This window comes from Falcatimonas sp. MSJ-15 (assembly GCF_018918265.1).
Classification (GTDB): Bacteria; Bacillota; Clostridia; order Lachnospirales; family Lachnospiraceae; genus Falcatimonas.
The window spans coordinates 31073-57548 of sequence record NZ_JAHLQC010000003.1 but is presented as its reverse complement, the minus strand read 5'-3'; the positions used below and the strand labels follow the sequence as shown (position 1 = coordinate 57548).

22 protein-coding genes and 1 pseudogene are annotated in these 26476 nt (G+C 33.6%); 3 read left to right on the top strand and 20 right to left on the bottom strand.

Annotated elements, in window-relative coordinates; translation table 11 throughout:
* Positions 1-385 precede the first annotated feature (385 nt).
* From KQI85_RS02630 to KQI85_RS02600, 7 genes are all read right to left on the bottom strand, one after another.
* The gene (locus tag KQI85_RS02630; RefSeq protein WP_216574547.1) at positions 386-1294 is read right to left on the bottom strand and encodes a LysR family transcriptional regulator; all 909 of its coding nucleotides are present in this window, start codon (positions 1292-1294) and stop codon (positions 386-388) included.
* 349 nt (positions 1295-1643) lie between these two features.
* On the bottom strand, positions 1644-4316 hold the full coding sequence (locus KQI85_RS02625) for a calcium-translocating P-type ATPase, PMCA-type (RefSeq protein ID WP_216574546.1): 2673 nt from the start codon (positions 4314-4316) through the stop codon (positions 1644-1646).
* Positions 4317-4561: 245 nt separating this feature from the next.
* Positions 4562-5155 (bottom strand): TerD family protein, encoded by a 594-nt coding sequence (locus tag KQI85_RS02620; RefSeq protein ID WP_216574545.1) that lies wholly within the window; start codon positions 5153-5155, stop codon positions 4562-4564.
* Between the two features lie 35 nt (positions 5156-5190).
* Positions 5191-5772: a TerD family protein gene (locus KQI85_RS02615; RefSeq protein WP_216574544.1), complete on the bottom strand. Its 582-nt coding sequence runs from the start codon at positions 5770-5772 to the stop codon at positions 5191-5193.
* A gap of 221 nt (positions 5773-5993) precedes the next feature.
* A complete protein-coding gene (locus tag KQI85_RS02610; RefSeq protein WP_216574543.1) occupies positions 5994-6575 on the bottom strand; it encodes a TerD family protein in 582 nt (193 codons plus the stop codon).
* 27 nt (positions 6576-6602) lie between these two features.
* Positions 6603-7751 (bottom strand): toxic anion resistance protein, encoded by a 1149-nt coding sequence (locus KQI85_RS02605; protein ID WP_216574542.1) that lies wholly within the window; start codon positions 7749-7751, stop codon positions 6603-6605.
* A 4-nt stretch (positions 7752-7755) separates the two neighbouring features.
* Entirely contained in the window at positions 7756-10032 is a 2277-nt protein-coding gene (locus tag KQI85_RS02600; protein ID WP_216574541.1) for a YceG family protein, read from the bottom strand.
* A 208-nt stretch (positions 10033-10240) separates the two neighbouring features.
* Here KQI85_RS02600 and KQI85_RS02595 point away from each other — a divergent pair, with 208 nt between their 5' ends.
* Entirely contained in the window at positions 10241-10771 is a 531-nt protein-coding gene (locus KQI85_RS02595; protein WP_216574540.1) for a hypothetical protein, read from the top strand.
* Positions 10772-10993: 222 nt separating this feature from the next.
* Here KQI85_RS02595 and KQI85_RS02590 read toward each other — a convergent pair whose 3' ends face one another.
* The 4 genes from KQI85_RS02590 to KQI85_RS02575 form a co-directional block, all read right to left on the bottom strand.
* Positions 10994-12019, bottom strand: coding sequence for a nucleoid-associated protein (locus KQI85_RS02590; RefSeq protein WP_216574539.1), 1026 nt, complete (start codon positions 12017-12019; stop codon positions 10994-10996).
* A gap of 69 nt (positions 12020-12088) precedes the next feature.
* On the bottom strand, positions 12089-14578 hold the full coding sequence (locus KQI85_RS02585; RefSeq protein ID WP_216574538.1) for a hypothetical protein: 2490 nt from the start codon (positions 14576-14578) through the stop codon (positions 12089-12091).
* A 6-nt stretch (positions 14579-14584) separates the two neighbouring features.
* Complete coding sequence (locus KQI85_RS02580) at positions 14585-15739, bottom strand: SAM-dependent methyltransferase (protein WP_216574537.1); 1155 nt, start codon at positions 15737-15739, stop codon at positions 14585-14587.
* A gap of 147 nt (positions 15740-15886) precedes the next feature.
* Positions 15887-16627, bottom strand: coding sequence for a YwmB family TATA-box binding protein (locus tag KQI85_RS02575; RefSeq protein ID WP_216574536.1), 741 nt, complete (start codon positions 16625-16627; stop codon positions 15887-15889).
* Between the two features lie 203 nt (positions 16628-16830).
* Between KQI85_RS02575 and KQI85_RS02570 the strand changes: the two genes are divergently transcribed.
* Together KQI85_RS02570 and KQI85_RS02565 are read left to right on the top strand one after the other, a co-directional pair.
* Positions 16831-18516 (top strand): AAA family ATPase, encoded by a 1686-nt coding sequence (locus tag KQI85_RS02570; RefSeq protein ID WP_216574535.1) that lies wholly within the window; start codon positions 16831-16833, stop codon positions 18514-18516.
* Positions 18517-18672: 156 nt separating this feature from the next.
* Positions 18673-20181: a leucine-rich repeat domain-containing protein gene (locus KQI85_RS02565; protein WP_216574534.1), complete on the top strand. Its 1509-nt coding sequence runs from the start codon at positions 18673-18675 to the stop codon at positions 20179-20181.
* A 16-nt stretch (positions 20182-20197) separates the two neighbouring features.
* On the opposite strand, the gene KQI85_RS02560 is transcribed toward KQI85_RS02565, so the two are convergent.
* From KQI85_RS02560 to atpD, 9 genes and pseudogenes are all read right to left on the bottom strand, one after another.
* Positions 20198-20479: a hypothetical protein gene (locus tag KQI85_RS02560; RefSeq protein WP_216574533.1), complete on the bottom strand. Its 282-nt coding sequence runs from the start codon at positions 20477-20479 to the stop codon at positions 20198-20200.
* 103 nt (positions 20480-20582) lie between these two features.
* Positions 20583-21245, bottom strand: coding sequence for a hypothetical protein (locus tag KQI85_RS02555; protein WP_216574532.1), 663 nt, complete (start codon positions 21243-21245; stop codon positions 20583-20585).
* Positions 21242-21889 carry an ABC transporter ATP-binding protein gene (locus tag KQI85_RS02550; protein ID WP_253293718.1) on the bottom strand — a complete coding sequence of 216 codons (648 nt, stop codon included), beginning with the start codon at positions 21887-21889 and terminating at the stop codon, positions 21242-21244. Before KQI85_RS02550 ends, KQI85_RS02555 begins: the two co-directional genes overlap by 4 nt.
* 2 nt (positions 21890-21891) lie before the next feature.
* Positions 21892-22653: a hypothetical protein gene (locus KQI85_RS02545; protein ID WP_216574531.1), complete on the bottom strand. Its 762-nt coding sequence runs from the start codon at positions 22651-22653 to the stop codon at positions 21892-21894.
* Positions 22650-23477, bottom strand: a complete 828-nt coding sequence (locus KQI85_RS02540; protein ID WP_216574530.1) for a hypothetical protein — start codon at positions 23475-23477, stop codon at positions 22650-22652. Before KQI85_RS02540 ends, KQI85_RS02545 begins: the two co-directional genes overlap by 4 nt.
* Before the next feature lie 69 nt (positions 23478-23546).
* Positions 23547-23972: a hypothetical protein gene (locus KQI85_RS02535; RefSeq protein ID WP_216574529.1), complete on the bottom strand. Its 426-nt coding sequence runs from the start codon at positions 23970-23972 to the stop codon at positions 23547-23549.
* Positions 23973-24233: 261 nt separating this feature from the next.
* Positions 24234-24386, bottom strand: a pseudogene (locus KQI85_RS02530) (transposase); the annotation flags it as partial.
* Positions 24387-24622: 236 nt separating this feature from the next.
* Positions 24623-25033, bottom strand: coding sequence for an ATP synthase F1 subunit epsilon (atpC, locus tag KQI85_RS02525; RefSeq protein ID WP_216574528.1), 411 nt, complete (start codon positions 25031-25033; stop codon positions 24623-24625).
* Positions 25034-25045: 12 nt separating this feature from the next.
* Positions 25046-26437 (bottom strand): F0F1 ATP synthase subunit beta, encoded by a 1392-nt coding sequence (atpD, locus tag KQI85_RS02520; RefSeq protein WP_216574527.1) that lies wholly within the window; start codon positions 26435-26437, stop codon positions 25046-25048.
* Positions 26438-26476: the final 39 nt, after the last annotated feature.

Below are 26476 nucleotides of genomic sequence, written 5' to 3'. Positions count from 1 at the left end.
CTGTGTAATCTTATATTTCAATATTTTTATCTTTCAATTATATATTTCTCTATTTTTTTTAGACAATTCAGCATAGAAACAATTAATCCTGCTACCAATATCAAAAAAACATGCGAGTGATATATTTTCTACATCTTCCGCATGTTCTCATCTGACTACTCCCACAGGCTTGCCTGTTGGGTTCTTACTGCCAAGTTTAACCTGTAATCGTACACCGATTTTATCACTTGCTACGTGTTGACGTTCGGTTCTTACTGCCAAGTTTAACCTGTATTCGTATACCATATGAATATTCCATAAGTTTTGGAATATAGGTATAGCATAATATCTATATGTACCATTAAAACATTGAATGTTTTACTTATGATTAAGTCTTATGTTCAACTTATCTATATCCTTCACATATCTTCTTAAGTGCCTCAAGGTATATTGTTCCAAGTCTGCTAAGTACTCCTTTTTCATGCATTACATATCCTACTTGCATTCTGCCGGCAGCTTCTAGTTCAACTGCAATAATATCTTTGCCATTAAGTTCTTCATCGATTACACCACTACAGATAGTATATCCATTAAGTCCTATCAGGAGATTAAAAAGTGTTGCTCTGTCTCTTACTCTTATATTCTTACGTCTTGGAACATCACTTAACATCTCTTCGGCATAGTAGAATGAATTATGCTCTCCCTGTTCGAATGACAGATATGGATATTCATCAAGTTCTGACAATGTAACTTTTCTCTTAGTGGCAAGTGGATGTCTGCTACTTATAAAAACATGTGGTTTTGCAATAAATAGTTCTGTAAATATAAGTCCATTCGCTTTCATTATTTTTTTTAGAACTTTTCTATTGAATTCATTAAGATATAGTATTCCTATCTCGCTCTTCATTCTGGCTACGTCATCTATTATCTCATATGTCTGAGTTTCTCTTAATGAGAAGTCATATTCACTGCTTCCATATTCTTTTATAAGATCTACAAATGCGTTAACTGCAAATGAATAATGCTGCGTTGATACACAGAATTCTAACTTTCTACCTGAATTCTGCTTATATGTATCTTCAAGAAGATTAACCTGCTCTAATACCTGCCTTGCATATCCTAAGAATATCTCTCCTTCCTTGGATACTGCTACGCCCTTATTGGTTCTGTCAAATATTATTACATTCATCTCTTTTTCAAGATCCTTAATAGCATTCGTAAGACTTGGCTGTGAGATGAACAGCTCTTTGGCTGCTTCTGTTATATTGCCTTTTTTGGCTACTGTAACTACATATCTTAATTGTTGTAACGTCAATCCTGCCACCGCCTTTTCTATATACAATCCAATCTTCTAACTTTTATTTATGAATTACCAACTTTAATGCGAACATAGTCCCTACGCAAGCCATTTTCCATTGAACTTTTCCAAGTCAGAAATATACTCTCATGCGAACATAATTCCTATGCAAGTGTTATAGACGTGGTACTAGCTTTAATGATAGACTAATACAGGCTTCAGACTGCTAATCAGCCCGAAGCCTGTACTATTAACTTCTATAATCGTATCTACAAATTGTTATTCATATCTGCGTTATGTTTTGAGTGTTATATGTTTCGAGTATTATATCTTTTGTTATATAGTTGTAATCATAAATAGTTTACAATTATTTTCTATTAACTATAGCTTTTCTTATAAGATCTACAGGTATCATTGTAAATGCAAGTAATATTACTGCTATCCAGCCCTGAATTCCGAATGGAACACAGCTGAACATATTACCAATCCACTTGAATACTACAAATGGAATTAATGCTGCGTTAACAATACAGAACTGAACTGCCACAATTATAAGAAGAACTTTTAAGAAGTCTTTGTTCTCATTAAGTCCCTTGAATATTCCAAAATGCTCATCTCTTACATTAAATCCATTGAATAATGCACTTACGATGAATAATACAAAGTAACCTGTAAGGTGTTTACCTTCACTATATACACCATTCTCTGTGAATAGATTCTTAAAGAATGGTAATTTTAAATATAAGAAACTAACTACTGTAAGCCATACACCCATAGTAACAATCTGTGCCATCATCTTCTTGCTGATGATACTCTCATCTCTTCTTCTTGGTTTTTCTTCCATGTACTCTTCAAGTGCAGGTTCATTACCAAGCATCATTGCTCCAAGTCCATCCATTACAAGGTTAACGAATAACAGATGTGTAACTTTAAGTGGTTCTTCAACTCCAAAGAATGGTGCTATCGCACTTACGATTACGGCCGCAACATTAATTACAAGCTGGAACTTACAGAACTTAAGTATGTTATGATAGATTGTTCTTCCGTACCAGATAGCATCCTTAATTGATCTGAAGTTATCGTCAAGGATTACAATCTTACCTGCTTCTTTGGCAGCTTCTGTACCACTACCCATTGCAAAACCAACGTCTGCTCTCTTAAGTGCAGGTGAATCGTTAACACCATCTCCTGTCATACCTACAACAAGGTTCATCTCCTGACATAATCTTACCATTCTTGATTTGTCTGTTGGAAGTGCTCTTGCTATAACTCTTATGTTAGGAATAATCTTCTTAACTTCATCATCTGACATCTCATTTAACTGTGCTGATGATAATGCTCTGTCTGTTTCATTCTTAAGAAGTCCTGCATCTTTTGCAATAGCTACTGCTGTTTCAAGTCTATCACCTGTAATCATAACAACCTGAATACCTGCTTTTTGAACTTCTTTTATCGCATCTTTTGCTTCTGCACGAACATCATCTCTGATACCTACAAGACCGATGATAACAAGGTCATCATTAATCTTATTCTCTACCATTGTCTTTTCTGAATAACCAAATGCAAGAACTCGCATTGCTTTTGCTGCAAGTTCATCTATTTTTCTATTTAATACTGACTGATCAATATCTCTTATATTGCCATTTTCATCAAGGTATTTTGTTGCAACTGCAAGAAGTCTCTCTGGCGCACCCTTATAGAATGTCTTGCCAACATAATCTATTCTTGCCTGACTGAACTTATTAGTTGAGTTGAATCCCTGCTGCTGTGTTATGACATACTCTTTAGATGCCATAAGTGTATTGAATGTATCTTCGCCAATGAACTTCATAAGTGCCTGGTCTGTTGCATTACCACCGATAACTTTATGTGATGAATCGAACATTGACTGTGTATTCTTACCTATTGTAAGATCAAGAAGACCTTTTATATTGCTATGTCTGCTAAGATCTTCAAGTGGAATATCATTGCCATCTGCTGTGAAGAATTCAACAACTTCAAGCATACCTTTTGTAATTGTACCTGTTTTATCACTAAAAAGAATATTAAGTGAACCTGCTGTCTCAATACCTTCTGCTTTTCTTACAAGAACGTTATGATCAAGCATCTTGCTTGTATTCTGCATAAGTACAAGTGAAATCATAAGTGGCAGACCTTCTGGAACTGCACATACAATAATAACTACTGCAAGTGATACTGCATTAATTAACTTCTCAATTACTACTTCTGCACCAAGTGCGAAGAATGGTGATACGCCACCTGCTACTATAATATCATAGATAAGATATAATACTGCGATTGCAATAGCACCTATATATCCAAATGTTGATATCTGTTTTGCAAGTTTTGCAAGTTTTACTTTAAGTGGTGAGTCTGGCTCATCATCCTGCATCTCCTCAGCCATCTTACCCATCATAGTCTTAAGACCGACTTTTCTTACATCAAGGATACCTTCACCATCGAATACTACTGCACCTCTGAATAATGAGTGCTTATCAACGAATGTATCACCTGTGATATCATCAGCAAGCTGGAATGATGGATCTGCTGCTTCTTTTTTACATTCTTCTGCTTCACCATTTAAAGCTGAGTTATCAACTTTTAACTTACCATCAATTAAGATACCGTCTGCCGGAATCTTGTCACCTGACTGTAAGAGAACTTTATCTCCGACTACTACGTCATCAACATCAATAACTACTACAAGACCATTTCTGTGTACTTTACACTGATCTTTTTTAGTATTATCTTTTAACTCTCTGTACTTAGTATCACTGGCAACACCTGTCTTAGCTGATACTATTGCAACAATAATAACTGCAACTATTGTTCCAAGTGGTTCATAGATCTCTGCATAACCAAAACAGAACATTACTATCATAAGTGCTGCGATAGCAAGTAATACTCTGATCATTGGATCTTTAAATGTCTCCTTGAATTCCTGCCAAAACGTAGTCGGCTCAGAATCAGGAATGGCATTAGAGCCATTTTTTGCTTTAGACTCTTCGACTTCTTTGTCTGTCAAACCATTAAATTTCATCTTGTATTCTCCTCATTTTATTATTTTATAAAGTGATTACTTAACTTAAGCTAAAGACTTAGTCATTATATAATATCTTCCTAATACAATACGTCTTTGAATTATATTATCTTACTTAAATATTCTTGGATAATTCTGTCTCATAATTGTGTCTTCTTACTTAAATATTATTGGATAATTCCATCTCATAATTGTGTCTTCTTACTTAATCATCCTTAATAATTCAGTTTTATAATCACATTATCTTACATAAATCTTTTTGATAGTGCTGTAAGTCCGTTATCAGCAGTTCCCTGACCGATTGCATTGAACTTCCATTCTCCATCATGCTTATATACTTCACCAAATATAACTGATGTCATGTTATTATAATCATCAGAAAGGTCATACTTACATATCTCTGTATTATTAGATGCATCTACAATTCTTATAAATGCATTCTTAATCATTCCAAAGTGCTGTTCTCTCTCTTTTGCTTTGTATATATTAACAACAAGTACTATCTTATCATACTCTTCTGGTACTTCCTTAAGATTGATAACTATCTGTTCATCATCTCCGTCACCGGCTCCAGTAAGATTATCACCCATATGTGTAACTGCACCTGATTTATGTCTTAAGTGGTTAAAATATATAACATCTTTACTGTCTCTTAATTTGCCATTCTTAAGCATAATAGCTGATGCATCACAGTCTATATCCTGCTTTTTAGCACCGAATGAAAAAAAGCCTTTTTTCTGATTCACTTCATCCCATCCAAGTCCGGCTATCACTTTTGTTAATCCTTCACGCTCTTTTGTAAGACTTACTTTCTGTCCTTTTTTTAAACTAACTGACATATCAATGTCCCCCTGTCTTCTTAGTTATCAGATAATTATTCTACTTCAACACCATAGTTACCACATAATGCTGCAAGTCCACCCTGGTAACCACTTCCGATTGCATTGAACTTCCATTCAGTACCATTCTTATATAATTCACCAAATACAACCGCTGTCTCGATTGAGAAGTCTTCTCCAAGGTCATATCTTAATAGTTCAGCACCTGTTGTCTCATCATATATTCTTATATATGCGTTGTTAACCTGTCCAAAGTTCTGTCTTCTTGCTTCAGCTTCATATATTGTTGCTGTAAAAGCAATTCTTGTTATATTAGCAGGTACTAAAGTTAAATCAACTGTAATCTGTTCGTCATCGCCTTCGCCTGCACCTGTTCTGTTATCTCCCATGTGAGTAACACTGCCTGAAGGATCTTTAAGATTGCCATAGAATACAAAATCTTCTGATTTTGTTACTCTTCCTGTATCACCTAACATGAATGCTGCTGCATCAAGGTCGAATGCTGCTCCTGTGTCAAATCCATTGACATCCCATCCAAGTCCAACTACTACTTTCTTAAGTCCCGGATTATCCTTTGTTAAACTTACTTTTTGTCCTTTTGATAAACTAATTGGCATATATTAAACCCTACTACTAAATACATATACTATCTTGTATATGCTAGATGGTTCGCTATAATCTCACAATTGGCATATAATTATAATTCCATTTTGTCAATTATTATAAGCTCCATCTAAATAGCTTTTCCTTTCCTAATTTATTTATTAACACATCAAACTATATACGAAGTAAAATCTTCGCCGTTTCTTGCTTAAATATTATTATGCATCTATTCTTGTTACTCTACTTCTATTCCATAATGATTACATAATGCTGCAAGTCCACCCTGGAAGCCACTTCCGATTGCATTGAATTTCCATTCACCATTGTTACGATATATCTCACCGACAACGATTGCTGTCTCGATTGAGAAGTCTTCTCCAAGGTCATATCTTATAATCTCTTCACCTGTAATGTCGTCAACTATTCTTATGAATGAATTAGACACCTGTCCAAAGTTCTGTCTTCTTACATCTGAATCATATATTGTTACAGTGAATGCAAGTCTTGATACGTTAGCCGGAACAAGACTTAGATCAACCTGAATCTGTTCATCATCGCCTTCACCTTCACCTGTTCTATTATCTCCAAGATGCTTAACTGATCCTGTTGTATGTTCAAGATTACCATAGAAGATGAATTCTTTTTCTGTTGGACATTTGCCATTCTCACCTACCATAAAGCATGCTGCGTCAAGGTCGAATGCTGCTCCTGAATCGAATTCATTAACATCCCATCCAAGTCCTACTGTTATCTTTCTAAGTGATGGATTTCCTTTTGTTAAATCTACTTTTTGTCCTTTTGTTAAATTAATTGGCATAATTAATTCCCCCTTTTACTACCAGTATTATCTCTTGTCTGGTACATGATATTTCTCATTGAACTCACTCTTAATTGCTTCAAGACGTTTTTGATCTTCGATACGCTGTTTTCTTGCGTTCTCCTGAATCTGTCTTGTCTCATCAATACCATTTACAATAGTTCTCCATGTTGTCTCAAGAGTCTCTATCTTAACTGAACTTCCTGTTGAAAGTTTGGTTGTGAGCTTAGACTGTTCTACAGTATTCTTCGCATTTTTAACAAGAAGTTCATTCGTCTTCTCATCAAGAGCTGACATAGCTTCTGCCTGAATCTTCTGTCTCTTAAGCATTATTGCCTGGGCAAGTGCCTGCTTGAATACCGGAAGTGTTACTATGAATGCTGAATTAATCTTTCTTACAAGATTCATATTACTGAATTCCATTGTCTTAATCATAGGAATTGACTGCATTGCAACACTCTCTGCTGTTCTAAGATCCTGTGTTCTCTGTTCAAGCATCATAAGTGCCTGATTAAGTGTTGTAAGTTCAAACTGAATTGAATTATCTCCTGTTGTTTCCATATCAGCCTGTCTTTTTGCAATATAGTCTTCAAGTTCCCTGCATCCTTGCTCACCGGCAAGAATATATTTAACAAGTTCATGATAATAATTAACATTAGCTTCAAACATCTGATCAAGCTTCCTATTAGACTGCTTAATCTCTGATTCATATTGTTTTAACTGAACATATATCTTATCTACTTCATCACCCATTGTATGATATTTGGCAAGAATCTTATCAAGCTGCTTTCTAAGGTTGCCAAAGAGTCTGTCGAATAATCCAGGATTATCTTTAAGTTCCTCAACATCAAACTTATCCATAATCTTTGCAAGTGTAGTAAGCATCTCGCTTGTATCATCAAGCTGTGACATATTCATACCATTAAGAATTACATCAGATGCTTTAGATATCTCTTCTGCAGCTTCTGAACCAAATGTAACTATTGATTCAAGATTATCAATCTCAATAGTACTTACAAGTGCATCAACCTCCGGCGAATTAACAAGTTCAGCATTCAATGTCTGTCTGTCCTCTACTATATCATATGCCTTAACCGGTTCTATCTCATTCTTAGTATCCATAGCAGTCTGCATCTGCGGCTGTTGTGTTGCTGTCTTAGTAAAATCTAATCCCATAACATTATCTTCCTCTCTTAAAAATTTTATCAAAAAATGTCTGCCTGTCTGTATATGGAACAAACTGTGACACATCTGGTGCTCTTAAATCATACTTATATTCTCCGGCTTCATGTCTCTCCATTATCTGGGAATTATAAAATCTTCCCTCCGATTCATAGCCTGTCGGTACAAACATAATTATATCATATCCAACAAGATTGAGAAATGCTGTAACTATCGCATCTTCTCTTGATAATATATCTTCACTTGTAAGTATATATATAATCTTTGGATTGCTCTTTGTAAAGTCAAAGTTTTGTATCATTCTTACAATCTCTTTTTTCATATTAAGAACAGTTGCTATAATCGTATATTCCATACCATTCTCAAAAGTTCCTTTAATAACCTGTGAATTAATGAGCAGTTCAAGTTTATCAAGAATATAGTCTTGCACTTCTTCCTTAATATAACCATATTGATATGAAGAATGAGCCTTTATCTTATCTCTTAACAGCTTTCTGTTTCGATAAAACTCTGTAACATAAGGTTTAACTGGATTAATATCAGTCTGATGTATAACTGGAACTTTGGTAATAACCATTGTATCTTCTGTTACAAGTTTCTTGATATTATTAAAGTACTCGCTCTCACTATCCTCTTTAACTCCACATACTTTGGCAAAAATAACAGGAATATTAACTTTGCCATCTGTTATACTAAAGTTAGGTCTATACTTAAGATCCTGCCTCCATAATATGCTTATCTCTTCATACATAGTCTTTAATGTAATAGTATTAGCATTCTCATATTGATGTCCTCTGTACAACCCTGTTCCCGTATACATGATACTATCAAGTTCTCTCTCTGCTTCATACGCAAGTGTTCCCATTCTTGCTGATGAATCGTCAATCGGAAAATGCTCTGTTGTAAGCGAAAGCTCATTATTAATCTCATATAAGGTATTGCTCTTAAGCATACAATGTTTTGTTAAATCAGGATTTAATATAAGTACATCTACCGGTGTCTGTGCCAGAAATTCAAGAAACATCACATCATTCTCATCTGTACATGGTCCCATGTGAACAAAACAAGCTACATCTCCTTTTTTATATCCACGAAACAGTGTATCAAAATATCTTCTAAAATAGCTTAATAAGAATACCATTCTGTTAAGCAGCCTGTTGATATTCATACCTGTCTCATCTGATACTTTAAGAGCTTCATTAATAAATGCTCTTTTAACAGTCTGTCTAAGTTCTGTATTAGATATAAATACAAAATTCTGTGCCATACCACCAATAAGCTGTTCTACCGACTTATAATTATCTCTTTTTATACGGGCAATCTCATCAACATCCGGTGGTTTAATAGTACCGTCTGTTATTATCACATTCCTGTTATCAGACTTAAGTTCCATATACATCTGATACAATTCATTCATATAACTGCCCTTATCCCACACACCATTAATTCTTATAAAACAGTTATAGAAAAACGAGTCATCACTTCCACGTTCCTTAGGTTCAACTTTGATATCATCAATCCCATCACCCTTAATCCATGCATTGGTACAAGGCTTAATTCCGCCTTCGCTGCCATATATTCTCTCACGTTCAGCCTTATCTTGTAACTCTCTCATTATCTCTTTTATTCCAAAACCCTCTGGAAACTCCTTAAGGGTATCACTTCTATATATCTCAGACATACTACTCTTAGGATCAATCTTCATATAAGCACTTTCACCATTCGTCTGCAATAATACAATATCGCATCCTGTCTTATTAAGTACATTAAGAAGCAGTAATTCATAATGACTAATATCACCATCATATATAATCTTAGGAACATCATTACTTCCAAGATTATTGACAATTCGTTCAAACTTATAATATAACCAGCACATGAACTTAATATAAGTATTCTTAATCATATTCTCATTCTTGCCCTGACTTACAAGCATTGCAAAAGTATCATTCATCGCCACTGCCATCTCATGTCTCTCATGATCATGTACTCTTGGCAGCCACTTTCTAAGGCTTTTCTCAATATAATCCATATTCATAACAAAATCTCTGCCCATCATCTCATCATAATAAGCGAGATTACTCTCTGTCGGATTAGGTATTCTGCCTTCGATTACTACGCCATTCTTCCTTGCAATCTCATAATATTTAACCACGAATTCTCTGACCTCATCATTATAACCGTCTATTCTGCAGAAATAGACGCCTCTGTCTGGTCTCTTATTCAATTCTTTGAAAAAATCATTTAATTCATATATATTTTTTCGCTCAAACATGACTTTTCCTCTCAATTCGAATTGTTCTATATATAGTATATCCACTTGCTAATTATACCATAGCAGTATTGCACTTTCAATACATCTAATCTGTCAAAAAATGCACGAAACTATTGTTGATTACAAGCCATTAAGGTGTTGTAACAGTTCTCATAATACGATACTATTGAGGAGGGTAAATAATAATTATTAACAGGAGGTTTTTAATATGGATATGTTTGAAAAGGCTGCTAAAGCAGCGAAAAATCTTGGTTCTAACATCTACAACACTACTAAGGATCAAAGTGAATTAGCGGGACTCAATGTTCAAAAATCACTTATCGAGAAAAAGCTTGATGATTCATACTGTGAGATAGGTAAAAGATATGTTGAATATATCACAAAATGCGACACTGATTCTCTATTCAATGTAGATGACATCTTAGAACTTATAAAACCAGAACTTCAAAAACTGTCAGATATTAAAATTCAGATATCAGACAAGACCAATCTAATCAAAGCAGCAAACGATGCAAAAGAATATAAAAAAGCCGAAAACAATTTTGCTGAAGAAAAAGCCCGTCTTGACAAAGCTCTTGCAATGGATATAATTACTCAGGCTGAATACTATACAAAACTTGATGCTGCTAAAAAAAGAATTGATAATTATGATATTATCAAAAAAATTGATATGCAGTATGAGATGGGTATTATCTCTAAGGAAGAACACGATGAAAAGATCAATGCTATTTTAAGATAGCATTACGATATATAGATATCATCAATATTTATATATCTATTTTAAGATTTAAAAATTATAAAAGACGGGCATATATCTCTGCCCGTCTTTTATCTTAACCTACTATCTCACCTTCAGATATCTGAATTAATGCATTAACTCGTTACACTTTATCGTGATATAATTATAATAGCATATTTACTTTTTAATTGTAATCATTCATTTTTATTTTTTTAATATTTTTTATTTACTTTTAATATTTCCAATATTTTTAATCAACATTGATATTGTTCCATCAGGATTCGTTATGAATTCAATAGCATCCTTACTATTATACTGTTCCATAGGAATTTTTATCTCAATTCCTGTATCTGTCTTTAAAAACTGTTTTTCATACTTTTTTGTAGTATTTTTATTAACAGGTGTTAATGGTTCTTTTTCAAGATGGTATTTTGATAAATCTTCTTTTACTTCATCTTTTATACTTACATTTTCTTTGAATATTCTGTCTATTACAACAGGTACATCTATTGTTCCTGCTTCTTCAATCTCTTTATTAATAATACTCTTTGTCTCCATCTGAACTTCAAACTGTTCTGATTCGTTATAATACTTCTTAACTGCATTATTAACTGCTTTTTCTACAATAGCTATCTTAGATTTGGTAGATAAACGTCCTGTACAGTTTAAGAACATCTTAGACATATAATTAACTTTTACACCATTAACATCATACTTCTTTTCTACTATCCGCACTGAATAATCTGTAAGATTAATTATACATGCCTCTGACAATTTCTGTGTCTCTGATGGCAAAAGTGCTTTTTGAAGAATTATATCATTAATATTGCCAAGTGAATCGCTACTCGTCTGATGTGTATATGATGTCTTATAATTCATCTTAAGTATAGCAAAATATTCTTCACCATCAGCTTCATAATGTACCATAATAATATCAGCTGGTGGTATGTCTATGTTACTATTCATTATCTTAAATAATTCTGTTGCAAGATCCTGCGTTCTCTGTACAAAATCCTGCTCTGTCCTATTGTATGCTTTAATAATATTATAAGCTGCTGATGGTTCTTCCTCATCAAACTTACCGGGTTTAACATCATCTCCCATCACAACTCTACATATATGTCCTCTTATAAAATCATCAAAATCTGAACCGAATGTAAGTACTGTATCAGACAGAACGGGCATAGCCTGTTCTGAATTTAATATATGAACTATTGCATATTTTAATCTTATGTCGTCCTTCTCCATCTTATATTATCCTTTCTCCCTGATATATTTTATATGAGTGGCAAAATGTCTTTTGCCACTCATATATGATTATCTGTCTGTATATACTGCTGTCACAAATATATTGCCAAATTGCGCAAAATAATCTGTAGCTTCATCTCTTGCTATCTTGGTACTTGTCGCTGTTACAGGATCGTATACTGTTATATTAAATTGGTCATATTGATATATAACGCCATAAGTGTTGGCTGATATTTTTGCCATTACAGGCCAGCCTTTGCTTACATAATATAACATCATATCACATGTACAACCGGTAAGTCCTCTCATATTACTGTTAAGCTCTGATGATGTATTGTTATATATCACCTGATTCATTATTATAAGGCTCTCCGCCATTCCATTACCATCTGCTGCTGTAATCTCTGCTATATCACTTGTTCCATAAGAATCTCTAAGTGCATTAACCCACAGAATCTCTCCTGTTCTTCCATCTGTCACAACACCTTTTTGTTTGTCTGCTATGGCAACTGCTTCTGCCATTGAATCTGTTCTTATTATAAGTCCACCATTACCATACGCATAATATATCTCCTGGTTATGATCGCTCTTTGGAAGTTCCATCTGTGCAGCTTCACTGAATATAACTTCTTTTGACGAATGCATCTTAACTTTGGTTATATCAACTGCAGATACTCCAAGTGTAAGATATGTCTCTTTCTGTCTTGCTTCCGTTGCAACTACTGTAAGTCCTATCTTGGATTCTTCTGCTGAATCACTGCTTATTATCTGATCATCACTTGTCGCTACAAATGTGTCATCTTCACTCTTTGTCATTCTCTTGAATGTGACTCTGTTACCATCAACTGCTGCCTTTGTTACATATATTCCACCTATTTGATATTCTTTTTTTACAACATTCTGATCACTTACTATCGTTATCTTCGACATAGGGAATAGCATCTCGCCTGTTGATGAATTAATAACATCACCCGCATCTGCTTCGCCATATATGAAGTCATGATTGATGAATCCAAGTGGTTTTATTCTCATATTATCTGCAACTGTAAATGTATTCTTATCTCCTGTTGTCAGATATAGCACATTAGCTGTTCTTGAATTATATTCTTCTCCTTCTTCCTGCCATGCAAGAATTGTATTATCTTCTGATACAACATAACTTCCGATTCTCGCATCTTTTACAATTACCATACTCTCTTTACCTACAAGATCTATTGAATAGATACTGTCTTCAAACATTACATATAGTATGTCTTTGTCACTCAGATAATGAAGGCTGTCTATCTGTGTCTTAAGCACTTCATATCCTGTTGATGCAGGTATGAATAACATCTCATTAACCATATTATCTTCATAGGAGAATTCAAAGATTCCAAGTCCTGTTTTTCCTTCATGAACGCCTCTGTTCATATATCCATATACCATGAATCTTACTATACCTTTATCACTGATTGAGAGTATCTTAATGTCATGATTATTAAAGTTCTCTCTAATACCATCTGTCTCTTTATTTCTAAAAGAGAATATCTCTGTAAAAGTATTTTCTTCTATATTATAGCACCATAGTTCTCTGTTAATTACAAAACATACAAAGTTCTCGTCCTCATCTGTCATATAGTCGTATGTATAATCCGGACTTATTCCAAGATTAACCTTGCCTGTTGATGTAAGTGCTCCTGATTCTGAGAATATCTGATTAAGCTCTCTGTCATACGCAAGAACATACATTGTATTTCTTGAATATTTTAATTTATATACTTCTTTTGCTTCATAATTATATGTGTATGTGTCATCAGAACTTTGCATTGTATAATCAAGTTCAACTGTAACAAGATTCTTTGCTATCTCTTTAAATGTCACTCTTGTATCACTTGTCTTAACCGGATTAATTCCTGCAAATCCTATCTGTGACATCTTGCAATTAATATTAACTTTACCAATGTTAGTATTATCTCCAAGTGAACTTGTCTCAAGATATGGAATTACATTCTCTATTGTATCCTGACTAAATGTATTATCAGAGAATCCTTTAGCAAAGTTCATATATGTTACTGCATCTGATGTCTGATAATATATGATTCTTGTATAATAGTCTATCTCTTTATCTTCGTTGCATGTTATCTTAATCTTTAAAAGATATTCCTTGCCTTCATCTAGCAGATTCTTAATATTAAGCGTAGCATTAACGTAGCCCTCACCTGCCGAAAACTCTTTTACTTCTGTATCTTCTACAAGCCTTGTCATATCAAGACTTCTGACTTCATATTCTATTCTGTTAACAGTATTATTGTATGTCTTTATACTTATTGGAAGCTTTCTATCTGCCATAAGTGGTGTTATGCTGTCTCTTACTGTTGTAGCATCAACATTCTGTGTATATCCATGAAGCATATTAATGTCTGAATCTTCTAATTTGAGATTAACTATAGGAAGTGTTGCCATATCCATAGTTGTTACTTTTGGAAGTTCTTCTTCCTTATTAGTAATAAAAAATACACCAAGCACAACTACGCAGAACAATACAACCATGAGTAGAATTCTATATACATATTTTTTCATATTATGTTACTCACCTTTCATTTCTTTTATCAGTTTATCAAGTGTCAGATCCATATTGTACTCTTTTTTTATCCTGTCGGTCTTATCTTTAGTATCTGCCACCTTACCTGTATATACTGCTCTTATAAGAAGATTCTTAGGTGTATGTTCCATATCAATAAATTCAAGTATCTGCACATCATATCCACATTGTTTTAGAAGTTCTGCTCTCATCGCATCTGTCATAAGTGCTGCCATTCTCTCTTTGATTATTCCATAGGAAAACACCGGTGCAAGCGTATCATTCTTAATCTGTTTATTAAGTTCATGCTGACAACATGGAACTGAGAGTATTACTTTTGCTCCCCAGTTAACTTCTTTATATAGTGCATAATCTGTTGCTGTATCACATGCATGAAGTGTAACTACCATATCAACTTTGTTAACGCCTTCATAAGATGCTATATCTCCCAGATAAAAATTTAACTTTTCATATCCATATTTGTCTTTTAGTCTGTTGCATTTCTCAATTACATCTTTTTTAAGATCAAGTCCTATTACATTAATATTGTATCCTCTAAGAACTTTAAGATAATAATACATTGCGAATGTAAGATATGACTTACCGCATCCAAAATCAATAATAGTCTGTTCTTCATTCTTATCAAGTTTTGGAAGTATATCTTCAATAAATTCAAGAAATCTGTTAATCTGACGGAATTTATCATATCTTGCATTCACAATCTTACCTTCTCTTGTCATTACTCCAAGATCAATTAGGAAGTCAACCGGCTTGCCTTCTTCAAGTATATATCTCTTATTACGATTATGTGAAAGTGTATTGTTAACTATCTGTACATTCTTATTCTGTTTTACTTTGATAGTCACAATGCCTTTTTTGCTGACAAGAATATCTGCTCTTAATTCCTTAGTCTCAAGATGTGCCTGCTTAAAGTTGTTATTAAGATAGAATATTATCTTCTCTTTTACTTCTTCCTGTGTGCTATTCTTATGAAATACTTGTGTTCCAATATATTCCGTTGTCTGATATAACACATTGCCTGCTATTATAACAGGTCTTATCTTAACTTTTGTAACTCCGTCTTTGTTCCTTGGGTTACTTATTGTCATGTCTATCATATTAATATCTATTGTCTGGTTTAGTAATTCATCCAAATTCATATTTTTTCTCCTTAAAAAAATGCCGTCCTATGCATTATCCTGCGTTATCATTTTATGATACTTTTCGATATATATTTTAATAGTTTTGCAGGTAAAGGACAACTATTATTTTCTTATTTTTCTTTTAAGGAAATATATCTTCGGTGTTTAGAAATCGCTATTATTGATTGGTGTTGATAATGTATAGATTGTCTTATCATCAGCCTCAGAATATGTTACTGTTATATTCATATTGATGTCCTTGCCATTAACTTCTATACTGTCATCTATCTTATCTGAATATGCGTAGATTATAGTAGATGTATCATCACTATATTCTGATACAGTCTTTGCGTTCATACTCTTAAGAATTATATTACTTATATTATCTCTTAGACTCTCTTTGGTATTGCCTTTTGTTATTCCATTATAATGTGTATATACATTTCCACTTACTCCAGTCTTATCAAACATCTTTTCCACAACTTCTCTATATGTCTGTGTATATTGTGTGGAATTCTTAAAGTCCATTAAGACATATACATACTGTGTACACATCATAACATTATTACTGCCTTCTTCTTCATGTGTGATAAACTCGATTGTGACATCACAGTTTTTTGTCTGCTTATAAAGTGTAGCTTCTCTTCTTCCTTTTACATTATTAATAATGATATCTTCTCTGTCTGCTCTCATCTCAAGAATATCAGCCATTGTCATAATGATATTCTTACTGTCTTCTTCTGTGGCATACGAGGACTTATATTCACCAAAGCCCTCGACTGCAGAACTTACTTCATCATATTTTATCTCTAGGAATGCATCCTGTATATTATGCTTTTCTACTCTTGTTACATAACCTGCAAGTATTGCTATTGTTAATATTATTATTGCTATTTTTATTTTCATAGAATTATCACCTCACAATGATAATTCCCACTTTTATCCATTAGTATACATTAAAAAAGCTTTTACCTTATAATTAACGTTAGCAAAAATACTACTCACTAAATTTGGAAAAAAGATATCCGGCATATAAAAAAACAGATTATATTAAAGCGGAAGTATGATATAATTAGATAAATAATATGTAAAATGAGGTGAATGAGTATATGAGTAATACAAAAATATGTAAATCTGATAAGAAAAAGCCACTACCTATTGGAATCTCAGATTATAAAGTGGCAACTACTGATTATTATTATGTAGACAAGACGCTTATGATTAAAGACTTTCTTGACAATAAACCTATGGTGTCATTATTTACTCGTCCACGCCGTTTTGGAAAGACTCTAAATATGGATATGATTAGAGTATTTTTTGAAAAAGATGTTAAAGATACTTCATGCTATTTTAGAGATAAAAAAATATGGAAATGTGGAGATGAATATACAAAATATCAGGGACAATATCCGGTAATCTTCCTGACATTTAAAGATGTTAAATGTTCATCATGGAAAGAAACATTTGAAAAAATAAAAAAACTAATTGTATTAGAGTTTCAGCGTCATATTGAATTGGAAGATAGCCCGACTCTTAATATATATGAAAGAGAGCAGTATTCATTAATGGCAAATGGTAGAGCCGGAGACATTGACTATCAGATGGGATTGCAATTATTATCTCAGTTATTACACAGACATTATGATGAAAAAGCAATTATTATAATAGATGAATATGATACTCCTATTCAACAGGGACATAATTGTGATTTTTATCCGGAAGTTGTGAACTTTATGCGCAATTTTTTTTCTGGCGGTCTAAAAGATAATTCACATCTTGCATATGGCTTTTTAACAGGAATACTAAAAGTTGCTAAGGAAAGTATCTTTAGTGGATTGAATAATCTGAAGGATAATTCTATTATGGATAATGCTTATAGTCAGTATTTTGGATTTACCAGTATGGAAGTTCGAGAACTTATTGATTATTATAATGTTGGCGAAAAATATAATGAAATATGTGAATGGTATGATGGATATTTGTTTGGTAATACGGAGATATTTAATCCTTGGTCAGTTATAAATTATATCTCAGATGAATGCAGACCTAAAGCCTTTTGGCAGTCAACAAGCAGTAATGATGTTATTGGTGAGATTATAGCTAATGCTACTCCTGAGATTATTGAGAATCTAAAAAAACTTATGATGAATGAAAAGATTACTACTTATGTTGACACTAGTGTTATATATCCGGAAGTTCAGAACAATCCACAGAATATATATAGTTTTCTGCTTGTGACAGGATATCTAAAAGTGGTTAGCATGTATCCTCAATATGATGGAAATTATATGTGTGATGTATCAATCCCAAATAAGGAGATAGCTTTTGTATACGAAAAAGAAGTATTAGCGAAGACTAATAAGAATGGTATGGCTATATCAGTACAACAGGCTATTTTTTCCGGTGATGTACTTAGATTACAACAACTTCTTGAAGAATATATGTTACAGTCAATTGCATCTATAGATGGAGCTAATGAAAGTTTTTACCATGGCATGATGCTTGGCTTGTGCGCTGTTCTTAGTAACCGTTATCAGGTACGTTCAAATAGAGAATCTGGTTTTGGGCGATTTGACATTCAATTAGCACCAAAAGTTAAAGGAATGCCAGGTTTTATATTTGAGTTTAAACATACTAATGATGAGAATAAAGATCTTAGTATATTAGCAGATAATGCATTAGAACAGATTGAATCGAAAAAATATGATACAGAATTAAAATCGCTTGGAGTTGAAAATATAGTAAAAATAGGAATTGCATTCCGTGGAAAGAATGCAATTGTCAAACGAATTTAATGTATGCTATTTATTCTTTTTAGTAAGCATAATTCCTGCCATGACAGCAGTAAATGGTAAAATCTATGTAAAGTATTTAATCAGCTTGACATTTTTATTAACGTTAAGTATATTGAGTGTGTTTTAATAAATAAAGGAATGGGAGAGAGGTTTCTTATGAATACATTTACACTTTGGGAAGATTATGTTACTTATGATGGTAAACACTTTATCTACTGCGATGGCAAAGGACACAACTCACTTGTAAGCCAATCAGGTGCAAGATATCTGGAATATTATTATCGTAACTCACAAGCTTACAGTGCCGCTATGCATGGTGTATATGCCTGTCCTGAAGAATCTGTCTATGATATGTATGGTGTAATCTATAAAGAGAAACGATGTTCCTCTTACGAAGTCGATACTTTTATTGATAGCTCCAATTACCATGATCCAGAAGGTGACTACACCATATATAGCCAATATGGCGATTATACGATTAACTATATATGCAGGCTTGGATTTAATAATAATACAGCTCTTACATCTATTAATATACCAGACACTGTTACTACAATTGAACATGAAGCATTTAAAAACTGTATAAATCTTAACTCTATTACATTCTCATCTGATTCAATAACCTACATTGGTGAAGATGCGTTTTACAACACTGCATTTTTTAATACCAAACTTAATTTTGAAGATGATGCACTATATCTGTGTAATTGGCTTATCAAAGTAACAGAGGACTATTCTGGCACTTTTACTGTAAAAGAGGGCACTAAGGGAATTGCTAGTGGCGCATTGAAAAATTGTACTAATATAACTGATATTATCATCCCTGACAGTGTTAAACACGTCTGTGATAATGCCTTTTATAATTGTACTTCTCTTAAAACTGTTGATTTTAAAGGTTCGGTAAATTCATTTGATGAATCTGTTCTTGGCAACTGTTTCTCTCTTGAAAAACTTGTACTTCCATATGGTACTACAAATATAAGCGGCTTTAGAAATATAACATCTCTCAAAGAAGTTGTCATTCCTGATTCCGTTACTTCAATAAAATATGATGCTTTTTCAGGATGTTCTAATCTGTGTAAGATTAATATTCCCGACTCTGTTACACATATAGGATGTCGTGCTTTTCTAAATACTGCTATATTTAATAATAAAGATAGCTGGAAAGACAATGTTCTCTATATAGATAATTGGCTTATTAAAGCAATAGATCCTCTTACACCTGTATTATATATAAAAGAGGGTACTAAGGGAATCGCTTCCAATGTATTCAATGATGTGCTTCATCATGAACCAAACGTATCAACAGTTACTGATATTATTATCCCTGACAGTGTCAGATATATCTCAGATTCTGCATTTGACGGATGTACTAACCTTAATAATATTACTCTTCCGAAGTATATCCGCAATCTTCCAGGACATATTATACGAGCAACACATATAACTAATCTCCATATTCCTGCTAGTGTAGAACATCTTGACACTTATGCACTATGGGCAAATGACGCTATAGAGAATGTGTATATTTTTAATAAAAATGCAATATTTGAACCCAAATCGATAGCATTTTGCAAAAATCTTACTATAGTTGCTTCTCTTGATTCTACTGCTTTTAGTTATGCTAAAGAACATAATATCCCATTCCTAGAACTTCAACCATAAAAGAAGGGCAAATGAGCTAACAGCTCATTTGTCCTTCTTTTCTTCTCTTAATTATCTTATTACTCTTAACTATTACTACTGCAAGAATTGCAATAGCAATAGTTCCTGTTATTGTAACCATAAGTATGCTCTTATTTCTAATTCCTATCCATGCAAATATTCCAAAGAAAAAGCCGTAGAACAACGTAAGTATTGCACCAGCTAATACTCTTAGCCATATTGGAACTTTTCGTTCTGATACAGCCGTTATTGCTCCATCAATTAACAACTCTAATACTAATTCAAGTATAACCTCCATATGTATTACCCCTTTTCATACCCTTTTCTAATTTCTCTTTTTATAATAGCATATTTAGGTTTTGTTTGCAATTTTTATATTTTTTTAATATATATATTTTTTACTACTTCATATACATATTGAATATCTGCTGCTTATAATTCCATACTTTTTCCTGAAGATTATCCGATAATACGAAGAATTCTGCACCACTTACTCTGTCATAGCTTGTATATATCACACCGTCTGTTAGTGTAGGATCCATAATATTCTCAACATTATCACAGGCAAATATCGGTACAATAGTATAATCAGCAGTCAGGTATATTCTATCATTGCTATAAGTATTAAGTTCCTTGCCGAGAAATACAAGATATTCTTTGCCTACTGTCATCTCATTAACAAATCCCATATTTATAATAGGCATACCACCTATAAGGTTATCTGCCGTATCTCCGATAGTTGAATTATCTCTTATTATCTCAAATGTATCGCCAGCTTTAAGAGTATCACCTTTATATACTTCAAGTGCTGTTACTCTCTGCGAAGCACACTTATACCTAAATTTAAATTCCTCATCACATCTTACTTTTACAATCACGTTACTGTTGCCAAGTTCCGGTATTATCACCTGCATAATATTATCAAATGTATCTTCCTTCATCATAGCAACCGAGAAATCTTCAAGCCCTTTATAATCTGTATAGGTACTCTTATAATACAGACCAATTATAACTGATATTGCTACAAGAATTGCTGTAATTAATGCTGTATATTTTATCTTCATGCAATATCACCCTCCTGTTTTATAACTTTTCCATCCTTCACTCTGTATATCTCATCGCAAAGAAGCTTTATATCTTCCTTATTATGACTGGCAATCAATACAAGTGCACCTCTTTTTCTCTCCTCGTCTATAATATCTCGTACTATATTAACAGCATTCTCATCAAGTGCGTTAGTCGGCTCATCAAGCATCAATATATCAGGTTTCTCCATAATCGCCTGTGCTATAATTATTCGCTGTTTCATTCCAAGTGAGTACTTACGAAAAGTTCTCTTATCATCAGGATCAAGACCAACTCTTATTATCGCTTCTTTTATCTGTTCATCATCAATTTTTTTATTAATCTTAGCAAGCTGTCTTAGATTATCAAGTCCTGTAAGTTCCGGATATAACCCTGCATTTTCAATTATTATCCCAAGCCCCGGTAATACACTTATATCTTTGTGAAGCACTTGTCCATCAACACTTACCTGTCCTGACGTAAGTCTCATAAGACCTGATATTGCACGAAAAAGCATCGTCTTACCAGAACCATTCTCTCCAACAAATCCATATATTCTGCCACTTACAAGTTCAAGGTTAATATTATCGAGAATCATCTTCCCTTTAATCTTCTTAGTTACATTACTAACATCTAGTCTCATTATCAAAAGCCCTCCGTCTCATTATTCGATTGTATAAAATCATGTCTGCTTACAACTATACAACCAACCATAGCTACTAATATCACCAATACCAGATAGATTACTATTCCCTGCACATATCTGTTATATTCCTGCTGCACCCAGAATACCAGATATGCAAACGGATTATACTTTAATGCCTTAAATTCCCCTGTTTCTCCTCCAAACAATTTAGAAGACATTGAATATACCGCAATCTGTGTCATAACAGCTAATTCAACTATTGTAAAAGCTACTGTACTATTAGTTAATATCGCTATCACATTAATTAGTAAAGTTACAGCAACAAGATGTGATGCATATATCAATACATAATAAAGACACTCTCGCCACATAAGTGCATCATAATATACAAGTTTACTACACATTGCGAATATACCGGCTCCAAGTATTGTAGACAATATATAAATTAATGCATATCCATATAGTTTTACACATTCACATAAAAACCATTTAACTCTATTATTTTTTCTTGAAAAAAAATAATAATTAGCTGTACAAAAATGCCTATATATATACATCCCAAAGAATATCTCAAAGAATAGCATAGGTGCATACAGAAAAGTTATATGATTAAGATATGTAGGTTCATCCATCACATTCACCATTGCCAGTATATCTATTAATTGTGCTGATGATATAGTCTTATCTGGAAATATGTAATATATCATTGCAAAAGCTCCACATCCTGCCGCCACTAACATAAATCTGAGATAATATCTCATAATATTTCATCTCTCCTTATCTTTATATTAATCATAGACAATGATGCAATAATTAATGCTACAAGGAATATTCCATATACCATATAATTCCTGCTGCCCGAAGCAAACATTCTAATTATCAGCATATAATTAATTGTAAAATCTGGTTTGGCTACTCTTCCAATAAATATTATCGCATATAATAATATATATATTGGGAAAAAGGTAAAAATCCTAAATCTAAAAATTGGAATTGTTGTAACTGCAAAATTAAAAGTTGCAAGAATTCCACATATTATACCAAATATCAGAGTCATCACTATTGCATATAATATTTTATTATTAATATACAGGCTTGCAAGCTCATAATTTGCATCATTTTCTATTGTCTGATAATATTCCAACCGCGATGGATCTCCATTAGAGCTTATATTAAAACATATTGCCGACATTATTATTTCTATTAAAAAAGGAATTGTAAATATTAGAAATGTTACAATAAATACTGATAATAACTTGCTGTACCAATAAGTACGCTTACCGCATCGAGCTTCCATATATAATTTAATTCTTGTATCTCTATCTGCTATATATGAACATGCTGTCGGTATTACAACAAGTAATGGTAAGAAATCTGTAAAAAAATACCCACTTATCGTCCAATCCGATAATGTAAGCATCTTTACAAAATCTTGCATCTGCGATATATTTCCTACCTTGTAATTCAGATACATATTATAATAAAAATTAACAAACATAAATGCCATTACAATAAAAAAAGTTAATACCGTTTCTTTTTTTCTAAGCATTGATGATATTTGCATTTTTAATACTTTGACCACCATACTTTTACCTCCCTATTTTAAAATGTTAGCAGCCAAAGTTCTTGGCCACTAACGTTTTATTGCTATAACTTACTTTCCATTATATGAATATGCTACATATGCTGAAAGTGCAGGATTATTTCCAGCAAAATACAAATCAAATTTATTCCAGCCTAAATACCCTTCCTTTATAACAATTTTGGTATAACCTGTACCTTCTGTAAGCACATATTCATCTGATATAGGTGTATTGCCAATTGCAGGATGATATAACCTCGTTCTACATTTTTTATATGTATCTTCCCCACTAACCGGATATACACTATCTGCTGAAACAAGTACATAACTATTCTGCATACTTCTTGTAGCTCCTGCAACTGCTCTTGACATTATACAGTTTTCTCTTACGTACACCGTTCCACTTCCACTACTAGCCATTGCTTTCACATCAGCATTTAACAATAGCACCATTGCTAAAAGTAAAATCATACCTAGCGAATTAATTAGTTTCTTCATTAACATTCTCTCCTTTATAGTAAAATTATTAGCACACTAATGTGTTAATAATTTCATTATACATATTTCGAAAGTTTGTGTCAATATTTTTTTGGATAATTTTCGATTAGTATTTATTTTTTTTGATTTTTTATATATTGTCAAAATATTATGTCAACTTTTGTCATTTAGGTTCTTTGTTTTACTTAGTCGCCGCCACCCGCAAAACGGGTGGCTCGACTCGCTGGGTATAACCCCTTGACACCGGACAGCGTCTCAAGGTACTCCTTTGTAAGAACATAACTGTTTCAGAATATCTCTGATATCAGCTTTTAATTGATTATATATTATTTTTCGTCTATACTTAGGAGTGAATACGATATGGTATTTGCACATCCACTTTGTGTGAGCTAAATCGTTATTCTTGTTTGTCATAAAATCACCTTTCCTTTCTTACAATAGTGCCTGAACAACTCTATTGTAACGGAAAGGTGATTTTTTGTATAACGATTTGACTCCACCCGCAAAGCAGGTGGGTTTTTGTTTCGAGCATTTTCATTTTTCGGATCACGAAAAACTCCAATGCTCTCAACAGGCTAAAGCCCATACGAAAAAAACAGGGTGATACTGCCAAAGCAGTATCACCCTGTTTCTGATAATATATTCTATTATTATTTGTGTTCTGCAAGACCAATACGTGTAAGTGCTCTCTTTAATGCCATCTCGGCACGAAGCATGTTGACATTTTCTTCGCCTGCTCCGCTAAGACGTCTTTCTGCACGAATTCTCGCTTCTTCGGCTCTGTTCTTATCAATCTCATCAGGCCATTCAGCTATCTCTGCAAGAACTGTTATCTTATCCTTAAGTATTTCGATAAATCCAGCATGTAAAGCTGCATACTTCTCGCCACCGTCTTCATGTATTGTACATATTCCCGGAACGAGAACTGCTGTTAGAGGAATGTGATTAGCATAGATACCCATCTGACCCTCACTTGTATTCAGTTCAAGCATACTGGCTTCACCTGTGTAAAATACTCGGTCAGGAGAAATGATTTCCAATTTAAATTTGTTATCTGCCATATGCATCAACCTCTACTTTACTCTTGCCAAAACATCATCTATGTTACCTGCATTAAGGAAGTAACTTTCAGGAATGTCATCATGTTTACCTTCAAGTATCTCTTTGAATCCCTGAATTGTCTCACTGATAGGAACATATTTTCCTTCAAGACCTGTAAACTGTCCTGCTACGAAGAAAGGCTGTGATAAGAATCTCTGTACCTTTCTTGCTCTTGAGACAACTAACTTATCATCTTCTGAAAGTTCGTCCATACCAAGGATTGCGATGATATCCTGTAATTCTTTATATTTCTGAAGAATCTCCTGAACTCCTCTGGCTACTTTGTAGTGTTCTTCACCAACGATACGTGGATCAAGGATTCTTGATGTTGATTCAAGTGGATCAACTGCTGGATAGATACCAAGTTCTACGATAGAACGTGACAGAACTGTTGTTGCATCAAGATGTGCGAATGTTGTCGCTGGTGCAGGGTCAGTTAAGTCATCGGCTGGTACATATACAGCCTGAACTGATGTGATAGATCCGTTCTTAGTTGATGTAATACGTTCCTGAAGTGCACCCATCTCAGTCTGTAATGTAGGCTGATAACCTACGGCTGATGGCATACGTCCAAGAAGTGCTGATACTTCTGAACCTGCCTGAGTGAATCGGAAGATATTATCGATGAACAGAAGAACATCCTTACCACCTTTATCTCTGAAGTACTCAGCCATTGTAAGTCCTGTAAGACCAACTCTCATTCTGGCTCCTGGTGGCTCGTTCATCTGTCCGAACACCATTGTTGTCTTAGAGATAACTCCTGATTCTTTCATTTCATAGTAAAGGTCATTACCTTCTCGTGTTCTCTCGCCAACACCTGTGAATACTGAATATCCACCATGCTCTGTAGCGATATTACGGATAAGCTCCTGAATAAGAACTGTCTTACCTACACCGGCACCTCCGAATAGACCGATTTTACCACCCTTCTGATATGGGCAGAGAAGGTCAACAACTTTGATACCTGTTTCAAGCATCTCTGTTGATGTTGACTGTTCTTCGAATTTAGGGGCTTTTCTATGAATAGGTGAATATTCAACACCTTCTGGTACTGGTTTGTTATCAATAGGATCACCAAGTACGTTGAACATACGACCTAATGTATTCTCACCAACTGGTACTGAGATTGGTGCGCCAGTATCCATAGCGTCCATACCACGAACAAGTCCGTCTGTTGGACCCATGGCTATACATCTTACTGTGTCATCGCCAAGGTGCTGTGATACTTCTACGATAAGTTTACCGCCGTCTTTTGTTTTGATTTCAATCGCATTATTTATCTCTGGAAGCTGTCCTTCACTGAATTTAATATCAAGTACAGCACCGATAATCTGAGTGATTTTACCAATATTTTTATCCGCCACTTTTTTCACTCCTTTTCCTAGTATTTTTTTAGTTATAAT